We start from the raw sequence: 11,771 nt of genomic DNA, 5'->3' as shown, positions 1-11,771 counted from the left end.
ATGGTAGTTGGGGGCTTCCCCCTGTGAGAGTAGGACGTCGCTTCGCAATTTGACACCACTAATTGTAGTGGTGTTTTTTTTATACCTAAATATAAAGGAATTGGACATATCGAAAGCAAGGTTCAGCGTTAATCTATTTTACACCGCATAAGAGTAGTTTTTAATACAGTAAATTTGAATATAACAATGTATAATAATAGTATTCTTTTATTATGAAGACTAATGCTTGTTCGTTAAATATGAAGGGATTATTTTAATGATAAACATATTATTACTTAGACCATCGTTAAAATTTATTGACTGCAATTAAGAAAAATTACTATTGTAAATAAAATGAATTTAAGAATTTTAACTAGTAAATAATAATTTTTAAAATAAAATAATTTAACATTACTCACTATAAATAAATATTTTTTTGTAATTTTAAAATATATTGTAAAAATAAATCTAGTTTCAATTAAATTATCTAAAAATAATATTAATTATTCGAATTTTTTAAACTATTAATCTTAAGATAATATTGATTTTGTCTATTAATTGAACTATCATAAAATTAACAATTCAAGTTTGAGAATTGTTAGAATTGTAGGATATCAGGGGGATGAAATATGAGAAAGTCGTTATTAGTATTTTTTGTTGCATTATTTGCACTAGTATTAGCTGCATGTGGTTCTAACAATGAATCGGGAACTTCAAATGAATCAGGGAAAACAGTATACAAAGTAGGAATTGATACTACTTACCCACCATTTGAATATGAAGTTGATGGGAAATATGTAGGGATCGATGTTGATTTAATAAATGCAATCGCAGAAGACCAAGGTTTTGAAGTACAATTAGAGGCTATGGACTTCAAAGGAATTATTCCAGCATTACAAGCAGGGCAATTAGACATTTCAATGGGTGGTATGAGTATTACTGAAGACCGAAAAAAAGTAGTAGATTTTACAGACCCATATTTTGATGCAGGTGTTTCTCTTGTAGTAAGTAAAGACAATTCAGAAATTAAATCAGTAGAAGATTTAAAAGGTAAAAAAGTAGCTGTTAAAAAAGGTACAGTAGGAGCAAATTACGCTGATTCAATCGTAAATGATATTGGTTTTGAGATTATTCAATTTGATGATAGTCCATCAATGTTCTTAGAAGTTCAAAATGGAAATGCAGTAGCTTTGTTTGAGGATTACCCAGTAATTTCATATGCAATCGCTCAGCAAGATTTAGGATTACAAGTTGTTGGAGATCGATTAAATGATGATCAGTATGGTATTGGAGTATTAAAAGGTAAAAACCAAGAAGTTTTAGCGAAAATTAATCAAGGCTTAAAGAATTTAAAAGAAAATGGAAAATATCAAGAAATTATAGATAAATATTTAGCAGATTAAAAAATAGCACGCTTAATGCGTGCTACTTTTTTCAAATAAGGAGTGATTTTCTAGTGGAAGCAGCAATTAATGCATTACCCTACTTAATGCAGGGATTAGTTACAACGTTGTATATATTTGGCGTAGCAATAATAATTGGTTTTATCATTGGTCTTGTTGTTGCATTAATGAGATTAACACATATTAAACCCTTACAATGGATTGCAAAGATTTATGTAAATATTATCCGTGGTACTCCATTGCTAGTTCAAATCTTTTTCATATACTTTGGATTAAACTCATTATCATTTATGAGTTTAGACAGAGAAGTAGCAGGGATTATAACAATAGCTTTAAATGCTGGGGCATATCTATCAGAAAATATTCGTGCTGGTATTCAGTCAATCGATAAAGGGCAAACAGAAGCATCCCGCTCATTAGGATTTTCAGGCGTCCAAACAATGCGTTTTATTATCCTCCCACAAGCCTTAAGAAGAATGTTACCTACATTTACAAATCAGGCAATAATAACATTGAAAGATACTTCATTGTTATCAGTAATAGGTATAGCGGACTTAACTCAACGCGGTGAAGTTCAAGCATCGGCAACATTTGAATCTTTTGCAATGTGGACGACTGTAGGGATAATTTATTTCATCGTTATCTACATATTAACACTGCTTAGTAACTTCATTGAAAGGAGATTTAAATTACGATGAGTATTGTTCAAGTAAAAAATTTAAAGAAACATTATGGACAAATGGAAGTATTGAAAGATATTTCAGTCGAAATTGCTGAAAAAGAAGTAGTCTGTGTAATCGGGCCATCTGGATCAGGTAAAAGTACATTTCTACGATGCTTAAATCGCTTAGAAGAAATTACTTCGGGTACTATATTAGTCAATGGCCATGAAATGACTGATAACAATTCAGATATTAATAAATTCCGTCAAGAAGTGGGGATGGTATTTCAACAATTTAATTTATTCCCACATAAAACTGTCCTACAAAACGTAATATTAGCTCCCATCAAACTAAAAGGTAAGTCGAAAAGTGAAGCTGAAACTTTAGGGATGACTTTACTTGAAAAAGTTGGACTTAAGGAAAAGGCAAATTCATATCCAAGTGAGCTATCAGGGGGTCAACAACAACGCGTTGCCATTGCAAGAGCGTTGGCAATGGAGCCTAAAATAATGTTGTTTGATGAGCCTACATCTGCATTAGACCCAGAGATGGTAGGGGATGTATTAAATGTAATGAAAGAACTTGCAAATGAAGGTATGACTATGGTTATCGTAACACATGAAATGGGCTTTGCTCGTGATGTTTGTGACCGAGTAATCTTTATGGATGGTGGCTATATCGTTGAAGAAGGCGATCCAAAAGATGTGTTTACAAATCCAAAACATGAACGTACACGTAGTTTCTTAAGCAAAGTATTATCTTCTTAGGGGGATTCATTAATGGAGTTGTCAAAGATAAGATTCATCTGACAACTCCTACATTTATACTTAATTAAGCCTAATTTTGTATGATAATAACAAAGATAATCTTGTATTATGAAACTACCATTGTTATAATATAAAAAAATGACATTTAGGTCCCGTGGTGTAGCGGTTAACATGCCTGCCTGTCACGCAGGAGATCGCCGGTTCGATCCCGGTCGGGACCGCCATTTATTAAATTATCCCTTTAACAAAGTTCGTCCTTGTTAAAGGTTTTTTTATTTTAAGGAATTATTAGACAACTTCAAATTATCACTCATGTTGGCGATCGATAATTAATATATATATTACTATTGCAAAAAAATACATGAGGAGAAATAGGTTTGAAATCAAAAAAATTACAACAAAAGATGCATGTTCTATGTTTTATCGTTGTTGTTAATCTTATTTTGATGATTTCCCATTACACATACGAAATAAATAAATTTTATATCATTGAAGAAAATAACTCTTTTAGATGGCAAAAGTTTATGAATGAAAGTGAATTTGAACAACTTCGACAAGGTATGACATATTTTGATGTGGTCAAGATTGCAAAAGGTAGAGGCGAACAACTCACGGAGCAATCATTTGTTTGGCAAGATGAGCAAAGCTTAAAGCGAAGTTATATCCTTACATTTACTAATGATCTTTTAGTTGGAAAATATATTTACATTAAACATCACCCAAATTAAAATAAACTAACCTTAAAGATTAAAGCTGACTTTAACTTTAGAAAGTCAGCTTTTTCGATTTGTTTCAGGTAATTCTTTTTGAACATATTGCTTTCATTGGGTAAACTAAAGATAATGTATTTTTTGAGAGGATAATAATATGAAATATGAAATAAATGTTGATTCAATTGAAGAAACAAATCTTCTAGCACATAAACTTGCAAACTTGTTAGAAGCACAGGATACCATTACTCTTGAGGGAGATTTAGGTGCTGGGAAAACTACATTTACACAAGCACTTGCTAAAGGACTGGGGATAAATAGAACAGTTAACAGCCCCACGTTTACAATAATGAAACAATATAATGGACGATTGCCACTTAATCATTTAGATGTATACCGTCTTTCAGATAGTGAGGAAGATTTAGGTTGGAATGAAATTTTTTACGGTGAAGGCGTATCGGTTGTCGAATGGGCGCATTTAATAGAGGACTCTTTACCTCAAGAAAGATTAGCAATTGAAATAAAACGAATAGATGAAAACGGCAGAAAATTCATACTAAAACCAATTGGAAGTAGATATGAAGAATTGTGTAAGGAGTTATTAAAATGATCTGGCTAGGAATTGACACGTCTAACACTCCACTTTCAGTAGCTATTACAAAGAATGGTCAAACTTTAGTGGAAATCGTACAAAATGTAAAATTAACTCATTCTGTTACAGCTATGCCAGTAATAGAAGAACTACTTGCAAAAGTAAATATGAAACCAAATGATATTGATGCAATTGCTGTTTCAGAAGGTCCTGGTTCTTATACAGGTATACGTATTGGTGTGACGATTGCAAAAACACTTGCTTGGACATTAAATAAACCACTTGTTGGTGTTTCAAGTTTAAAAGTAATTGCATCAAATGCAAATTTGTTTAATGGTTTAGTATGTTCATTATTTGATGCAAGAAGACAAAATGTTTACGCAGGTGTCTATAGAGGAATACATATGGAGCCAGTAATCGAAGATCATCACTGTACCATTGTAGACTTATTAACAAACTTAAAAGAGCTTAAAGAACCTGTCTTGTTTGTAGGACAAGATGTTACTATTTTTGAGGAAGTAATTAAAGAACACTTAGGAGAAAAGGCACTATTTGCACCTAAAACACTTCAGTTACCAAGAGCTACTAAACTTATTGAATTAGCAGCTGAAAAGCCGTTTCAATCTATGGATGAGGTCCAAGCCTTTGTTCCAAAGTACCATCGTCTGGCACAGGCCGAAGCTGAATGGATGAAGGAACAGAAAAAGGAGTAGAATTATGGTTCTTTATCGGAAAATGACTGAAACGGATGTAAATGCAGTTCATGCAATAGAAGTTGCTTCCTTCCCAACACCATGGACCTTGGATTCTTTCTACTATGAAATGACTGAAAACAATTTTGCGCATTACATTATAGCTGAAGATGATTTAGGGAATATTGTCGGATTTTGTGGTATGTGGTTAGTAATTGACTCAGCACAGATTACAAATGTAGCGGTTTCTGAGTCTGTTCGCGGTCTTGGAATCGGAGAAGGATTAATGAGAGAAGCCATTCGAATTGCAAAAGAACAATATAATATAGAAGTAATGAGTCTAGAAGTTAGAGTATCAAATATTGTAGCCCAAAATTTATATCGTAAGTTAGGATTTAATGATGGTGGCATAAGAAAAGGATACTATACAGATAATCAAGAAGATGCTCTTGTAATGTGGGTGAACTTATAATGGAAAATCAAAATTTAATATTAGCTATAGAGACGAGTTGTGATGAGACTGCAGCTGCCGTTATTAGAAATGGTAATGAAATAGTTTCAAATGTCGTGTCATCACAAATTGCAAGTCAAACACGTTTTGGCGGGGTAGTTCCAGAAATTGCTTCACGACATCACGTAGAAAAAATTACATTAGTTATAGAAAAGGCATTAAAAGATGCAAACTTAGATCCTGAAGAACTGGATGCTGTTGCAGTTACTGAGGGGCCAGGGCTCGTAGGTGCATTATTAATCGGCATTAATGCAGCAAAAGCCTTTGCCTTTGCACATGGGTTACCAATCATAGGTGTCCATCATATTGCAGGGCATATATATGCAAACGCTCTTGTACAATCAATGGAGTTTCCTTTACTTGCTCTTGTTGTCTCTGGCGGTCATACTGAACTTGTCTTAATGAAAGAACATGGGCATTTTGAAGTAATCGGTGAAACACGAGATGATGCAGCAGGGGAAGCATACGATAAAGTAGCAAGAGTTTTAAATTTGCCATATCCGGGTGGACCACATATAGATCGCCTTGCACATGAAGCAAGCGAAGGTGTAGTATTTCCACGGGCGTGGCTTGAAGACTCATATGATTTCAGCTTTAGTGGATTAAAATCAGCAGTTATTAACTTTAAACATAATATGGAACAGCGTGGGGAGAAAATCATACCGGAACAGGTCGCAAAAGGTTTTCAAGATAGTGTCGTAGAAGTGTTAACAACAAAAACAGTACGTGCAGCGAAAGAATTTCAAGTAAAACAAGTGATTGCAGCTGGTGGTGTATCTGCTAATAAAGGATTACGTACAAGTCTTGAGCAAGCATTTGCAAAAGAAGAAATACCTTTTTACGTACCTCCATTAAACTTATGTACAGATAATGCAGCTATGATTGGTGCCGCTGCTGCATCTATGTATAATGCTTCTGTTCGTGGCAATTTATCGATGAATGGAAATCCTGGTATGGAATTAAAAAGTTGGTCAAAAGAATAATATGCATAAAAAGAGGGCTATGAAAGTGAACATAGCGCTTTTTTTTTATATAAAAAATTATTTTCAACAATAATTAGATTAATATTAACAAAAAATACGTTTTTTTAAGTATTATCTTTTGTAAAACTTTTCTGAAAAATTATCCACAGGTTCTCCTATGAATAATTAAAAAGTCAATGCGAACATCCGTACTTATGCACAAAATGTGGATAACTTGTGCATAACCTGTGGTAAAACTAGATGTTGTGGTGATTTTTACACATAACGGTGTGGAGAACTTAAAAAATAAATGTGGACAATGTGGAAAACTCTGTTGATATCTTGATATTACTAGGTTTTTGATGTGAATAAAAATGTGGAAGAATTTTTGCGAAATTTGTCTATTGACCAAGATATATGTATTTTACTGACGAATAATAAAAAGTCCCTGTAAAAGTTAAATATGAGTCTAACTTTTACAGGGGCAGTTAAAAATTCAAGGATAACTTCTTATGAACCAATATCCTCTAGTTCTTCATTCAACTCAAGCCATTCTAATTCTGAATGTTCGTAGTTGGATTTTAAATTTTCAAGATTCGATTGGAGTTGCATAACCATTACATGATCTTGAAAAATATCAGGATTACAAAGATCTTCTTCAATTTGTTTAATTTGCTTGTCTAAATCAGCCATATCCTTTTCTATTTGTTCGACTAAGCGACGAATTTGGCGCTCTCGCTTTTTTTCTTCTTTATCAATCTGGGTTGTTATATTTTTTACTGAAGTAGCTTCAACTGAGTTATTTGCTGCAGCTTTCATTTGAGCCAATTCTTCAAGTTCCTGCTTCTTCTCTAAGAAGTAATCATAATCTCCTAAGTATTCAAACGCACCGTCTGAAGAAAGTTCAATTACCTTCGTGGCAATTCGATTAATAAAATATCGGTCATGGGATACAAATAGTAATGTACCAGGATAGTCTATTAAGGCATTCTCTAATACTTCCTTACTATCTAAATCTAGATGATTGGTCGGTTCATCTAGAACTAATAAATTCCCTTTTTGCATCATTAACTTAGCTAAAGCTAGACGTGCCTTTTCCCCACCAGATAATGAATGGACAGGTTTTGCAACATCATCTCCACTAAATAAAAAGCGCCCAAGAATTGTGCGGATATCTTTTTCATTCATTAGTGGCCATTCATCCCACAATTCTTTTAACACAGGTTTGTTTCCAGTAAGTTTGGCTTGTTCTTGGTCATAATAACTAATTTGTACGTTTGTTCCGTAACGAATGTCACCTTCTCGAATGGGTAAGTCTTTAACAATTGTTTTTAAAAGTGTTGATTTTCCGACACCATTCGGGCCAACTAAAGCAATCCGATCTTCACGATAAACTCTCATTGAAATATTCTTTGATATTATTGTTTGTTCATCATAACCTATTGCTAGATGATCGATAGAAAGTACGTCATTTCCACTTTGCTTTTCAATGGTAAATCCAAAATTAGCCGAACGCTCATCGCCGTCTGGTGAATTCATCCATTCAGTACGTTCTAACATCTTACGCCTGCTTTGTGCCATTTTTGTTGTAGATGCGCGAGCAATGTTCTTTTGAATAAATGCCTCTAGTTTTGCCTTTTCACTCTGTTCGCGTTCATAAGTTTTCAAATTACGCTCATAATTTTTTGCTTTTTCATCAAGATAAGCACTATAGTTTCCTACAAATCGTGTTACATGGGTTCTCGATACTTCATAAACAATGGTAACAAGTTGGTCTAAAAAATATCGGTCATGAGAAACAATTAATATTGCACCTTCATAACTCTTTAAATAATTTTCTAACCAGGTTAAAGTTTCTATATCTAAATGGTTCGTTGGCTCGTCAAGTATTAATAAATCAGGTTTACTAAGTAATAATTTAGCAAGAGCTAATCTAGTTCTTTGACCTCCAGATAAGGAAGAAATAGGCTTAATGTAATCTTCAGGGTAAAATTGCATTCCATGTAAGACAGATCGCGTATCCGCTTCATATTGGTAGCCACCTGCATCTTTAAAACCATGTTGCAGTTGATCATAATCACTCATTATTCGCTGATAAGTGTCATTATTTTCATAAACAGAAGGATCCGCCATCTTTGCTTCAAGAGCGCGAAGGTTCTGTTCCTGACTTCTTAAATCCGAAAAAATGGTCATCATTTCATCCCAAATAGATAAGGTAGAGTTCAATCCAGCGTGTTGCTCTAAATAGCCTAATTGAACATCTTTTGGGATGATAATATCCCCAGAATCGTACGACATTTGACCAGCTATTATTTTCAGTAATGTAGATTTTCCTGCACCATTTCGACCGACTAGCGCAACACGATCGCGATGTTGCACTTCGAGTTTAATGCCGCTTAAAATTTCATCCGTTCCAAAGGATTTGTTTAATTGATTTACTTGTAAAACAATCATTGTTACACCTCAGTTCACTACCAATAGTGTAATGGATTGTTAAGGATTCTTGCAATGTGAAAGCTTTACCTATTACAATATGTTTAGTAATATTGAATGGATTTCTTTCTCTTAATAATAGAATTGAATCCATTGATACTAAATTTATAGTATAGCAATCGGCGAATTTACATAATTTGAATAGTAAATATTGCAGAGAACATTACATAAAAAAGGACTTTGACAGCCCAATTTCGTTTAGTCGAAATTGAATGGGGGATAGTAAGTGAAACATGAACTAAAAATTCCACAAGCAACAACTAAAAGATTGCCATTGTATTATCGTTTTCTTCAAAATCTGGCAAATGAAGGGAAACGTCGAATTTCGTCACAAGAATTAAGTGAAGCTATGAAAATCGATTCTGCAACAATTCGACGGGATTTTTCATATTTTGGAGCACTAGGGAAAAAGGGGTACGGGTACGATGTTTTGTATTTGCTGGATTTTTTCAGACAAACATTAGATCAAGATGAGGGCGCTAATGTTGCTTTAATTGGTGTCGGGAATTTAGGAAATGCTTTTTTAAAATATAACTTCCAAAAGAACCATAATACACGAATTGTTGTAGCATTTGACTCAAAAGCGCCAATGGAAGGACATGAGGTTAATGGAATTCCTGTATTTCATCCAGACCGATTAGAAGAAATGTACGTTAAATATAATGCAGAAATGGCGATACTAACTGTGTCCTCTCGTTCAGCACAAGAAGTTACTAATAGACTTGCCAATATCGATGCAAAAGGAATACTAAACTTCACGCCTGTCCGTTTGAATGTACCAGAATCTATGAAGGTCATGAATATTGATCTGTCTGTGGAGTTAGAGGCATTAATTTACTTAATACGTAATAGTTAGGACGAAAAGATTTCACATTAATACAATAGCAATACACCTTGATTTGATTTAAAATAGTATAAGAAATAGAGGAGGTTTATAATCATGGTAGAAGTGCATTTAAATGCAGTAACACCGTTTGCCATAATCATTATTGCAATAGTAGCATTATTAATTTTTGGACCAAAAAAATTGCCAGAGTTAGGTAGAGCTGTTGGTACGACACTTCGTGAGTTTAAAAAGGGCACTAAAGGATTAATTGATGATGAAGATGAACCAAAAAAACCTGTGATTGAACATAAAGATACAACAATACAACAAGCTGAAGTAAAAGAACAAAATAACGAAGAAAAAGCTAAGTAGTTAAGGATGTCAGGAATATGAATCCAAAAGAATTAACTGTAATTGAACATATAGAGGAATTAAGAAATCGTCTAATTGTTTGTGCGGTTATCTTTGTATTATCATTATTTGCTGGTTTCTATTTTGCAGAGCCAGTAATTAAATTTATCCAATATAGAAGTCAAGAAGCAGAGCAACTAACTTTAAACGCATTTAATGTCACAGACCCACTAGCTGTTTATTTGCAAGTGACTTTCCTAATCTCACTTGTCATTACATCACCAGTGATTTTGTTTCAATTGTGGGCGTTTATCACACCTGGTTTACATGAATTAGAACGTAAGGCAACATTAAAGTACATTCCTTACGCATTTTTCTTATTTATTACTGGACTAGCATTTGCGTATTTTATCTTATTCCCAAGTGTTCTACAATTTATGATGAATTTGTCGGAAAGACTAGATATTGAACAAACAATAGGGATTAATGAATATTTTTCATTTTTGTTTAAACTGGTTGTACCATTTGGGTTTATATTCCAGTTGCCTGTTGTTACAATTTTTCTAGCTCGATTAGGAATTTTAAATCCAGCATTAATGAGAAAGTTTCGTAAGTATTCATACTTTGTCTTGTTTGTAATTGCTGTTCTCCTTGCACCACCTGATATTGTTTCATACCTAATTATTTCAATACCGTTATTTGTTCTATATGAAATCAGTATTATAATTGCAGGTGTAGGATATAAAAAATTCCTAACAGCTGAGGAACAAAGACAGAAAGAAGAACAGGAAGAAAACCACAGACAACAAGTGGAAGAACTACTTGCTGAACAACGCCGACAAATGGAGAATTTAAGTAACTAAAAAATAAAAGTGTAGATACAAACTTGATTGTATCTACACTTTTTTTACTGTATAAAAACGATGATTGTTTGGATTTCCTTCACCCAATTTTGAATTTCGTCACCATAGATTTGAGCAATGGTTACAAAACCGTTCAGAAGCATATGAGAAATGATCGAAGTTAATAATCGTTTTGTTTTATAGTAAAGGAAGGCAAATATGAAACCTGAAACTGCATAAATAAGGATGTGTGTAAATTCATTGTGAATTGTAGCGAAAACAATGGCGCTAATAAGTCCAGCAATCCAAAAATTTTGTGTTTGAATAATTGATCCAAAAACTACACGGCGAAAGACAAGTTCCTCTAGGATTGGTGCAAATAATACTGTTGATAAGATCATGATAGGAGCAATTTCTGTAACTTTGATGATTGTTTCGGTGTTCTGAGAGCCTAATGTTATTCCTAGTGCCAATTCAATATTAACAGCAACCGTTTGCCCAACTAGCACTAAGAAAAAACCAAGAATCCCCCAACCAATTGATTCCCCTATTGAGGATTTTTCCCCTTTATAAACATTCCAAAAGTTTTTATTACGACTAATAATTATGAAACTAACTATAAATGTTATAGCAAATGCAATGGTAGACCACCATGCTACAAGGACAATACCAGATTCATTTGGTTCTCTATCAATAAATTGAAGGAATATATCACGTACACCTGGAATAAATAATAGAAGCCCAGAAAGTTGACAAACAATATAAAGAATTAAAATATAAAATGCTGTCGCCTGAGTTTTTAATTTATTTGGTTGACTCAATTGTTTACCGCCTCTCTGTTAAAAAACTAATTATGCTGATTAAAAGCTTTTGGAAATAGTTAGAATATAAAAGTATGTGTAAAAACCCCTTTTTATCTTCTTATATTGTAGTTGAAGATAGATATAAATCAAAATTTTTTATGCTTCATACTTGCAAATG

General features: G+C 33.3%; 13 protein-coding genes and 1 tRNA gene. 12 read left to right on the top strand and 2 right to left on the bottom strand.

Going from position 1 to position 11,771, the window contains the following annotated elements:
* Window positions 1-608 precede the first annotated feature (608 nt).
* The 9 genes from CD29_RS15670 to tsaD all read left to right on the top strand — a co-directional run bounded on the left by CD29_RS15670 (window position 609) and on the right by tsaD (window position 6,299).
* Window positions 609-1,382, top strand: coding sequence for a transporter substrate-binding domain-containing protein (locus tag CD29_RS15670; protein WP_036188924.1), 774 nt, complete (start codon window positions 609-611; stop codon window positions 1,380-1,382).
* An 86-nt stretch (window positions 1,383-1,468) separates the two neighbouring features.
* Window positions 1,469-2,080: an amino acid ABC transporter permease gene (locus tag CD29_RS15665; RefSeq protein WP_408056629.1), complete on the top strand. Its 612-nt coding sequence runs from the start codon at window positions 1,469-1,471 to the stop codon at window positions 2,078-2,080.
* On the top strand, window positions 2,077-2,811 hold the full coding sequence (locus tag CD29_RS15660; protein ID WP_036188918.1) for an amino acid ABC transporter ATP-binding protein: 735 nt from the start codon (window positions 2,077-2,079) through the stop codon (window positions 2,809-2,811). Before CD29_RS15665 ends, CD29_RS15660 begins: the two co-directional genes overlap by 4 nt.
* 148 nt (window positions 2,812-2,959) lie before the next feature.
* Window positions 2,960-3,035, top strand: a tRNA-Asp gene (locus CD29_RS15655).
* A 153-nt stretch (window positions 3,036-3,188) separates the two neighbouring features.
* Window positions 3,189-3,539: a hypothetical protein gene (locus CD29_RS15650; protein WP_036188915.1), complete on the top strand. Its 351-nt coding sequence runs from the start codon at window positions 3,189-3,191 to the stop codon at window positions 3,537-3,539.
* A gap of 139 nt (window positions 3,540-3,678) precedes the next feature.
* Window positions 3,679-4,131, top strand: coding sequence for a tRNA (adenosine(37)-N6)-threonylcarbamoyltransferase complex ATPase subunit type 1 TsaE (tsaE, locus tag CD29_RS15645; RefSeq protein WP_036188912.1), 453 nt, complete (start codon window positions 3,679-3,681; stop codon window positions 4,129-4,131).
* On the top strand, window positions 4,128-4,826 hold the full coding sequence (gene tsaB / locus CD29_RS15640) for a tRNA (adenosine(37)-N6)-threonylcarbamoyltransferase complex dimerization subunit type 1 TsaB (RefSeq protein ID WP_036188908.1): 699 nt from the start codon (window positions 4,128-4,130) through the stop codon (window positions 4,824-4,826). The genes tsaE and tsaB overlap by 4 nt, the downstream gene beginning before the upstream one ends.
* 4 nt (window positions 4,827-4,830) lie before the next feature.
* On the top strand, window positions 4,831-5,277 hold the full coding sequence (gene rimI / locus CD29_RS15635; protein ID WP_036188904.1) for a ribosomal protein S18-alanine N-acetyltransferase: 447 nt from the start codon (window positions 4,831-4,833) through the stop codon (window positions 5,275-5,277).
* Window positions 5,277-6,299 carry a tRNA (adenosine(37)-N6)-threonylcarbamoyltransferase complex transferase subunit TsaD gene (tsaD, locus tag CD29_RS15630; RefSeq protein WP_036188901.1) on the top strand — a complete coding sequence of 341 codons (1,023 nt, stop codon included), beginning with the start codon at window positions 5,277-5,279 and terminating at the stop codon, window positions 6,297-6,299. The genes rimI and tsaD overlap by 1 nt, the downstream gene beginning before the upstream one ends.
* A 489-nt stretch (window positions 6,300-6,788) precedes the next feature.
* Here the strand turns inward: tsaD and CD29_RS15625 are convergent, their stop codons facing one another.
* A complete protein-coding gene (locus CD29_RS15625; RefSeq protein WP_036188898.1) occupies window positions 6,789-8,732 on the bottom strand; it encodes an ABC-F family ATP-binding cassette domain-containing protein in 1,944 nt (647 codons plus the stop codon).
* A gap of 265 nt (window positions 8,733-8,997) precedes the next feature.
* On the opposite strand from CD29_RS15625, the gene CD29_RS15620 reads away from it, so the two are divergent.
* The 3 genes from CD29_RS15620 (at window position 8,998) to tatC (ending at window position 10,811) form a co-directional block, all read left to right on the top strand.
* Entirely contained in the window at window positions 8,998-9,627 is a 630-nt protein-coding gene (locus tag CD29_RS15620; protein ID WP_036188894.1) for a redox-sensing transcriptional repressor Rex, read from the top strand.
* 84 nt (window positions 9,628-9,711) lie between these two features.
* Complete coding sequence (locus CD29_RS15615; RefSeq protein WP_036188892.1) at window positions 9,712-9,969, top strand: twin-arginine translocase TatA/TatE family subunit; 258 nt, start codon at window positions 9,712-9,714, stop codon at window positions 9,967-9,969.
* A 17-nt stretch (window positions 9,970-9,986) separates the two neighbouring features.
* Window positions 9,987-10,811: a twin-arginine translocase subunit TatC gene (gene tatC / locus CD29_RS15610; protein WP_036188889.1), complete on the top strand. Its 825-nt coding sequence runs from the start codon at window positions 9,987-9,989 to the stop codon at window positions 10,809-10,811.
* 44 nt (window positions 10,812-10,855) lie between these two features.
* Here the strand turns inward: tatC and CD29_RS15605 are convergent, their stop codons facing one another.
* Entirely contained in the window at window positions 10,856-11,611 is a 756-nt protein-coding gene (locus CD29_RS15605) for a CPBP family intramembrane glutamic endopeptidase (protein ID WP_036188886.1), read from the bottom strand.
* Window positions 11,612-11,771 lie beyond the last annotated feature (160 nt).

This window comes from Ureibacillus manganicus DSM 26584, from assembly GCF_000772945.1.
GTDB classification, from domain to species: Bacteria; Bacillota; Bacilli; order Bacillales_A; family Planococcaceae; genus Ureibacillus; species Ureibacillus manganicus.
The sequence above is the reverse complement of the archived record's forward strand: the minus strand, read 5'-3'. Positions and strand labels throughout refer to the sequence as shown.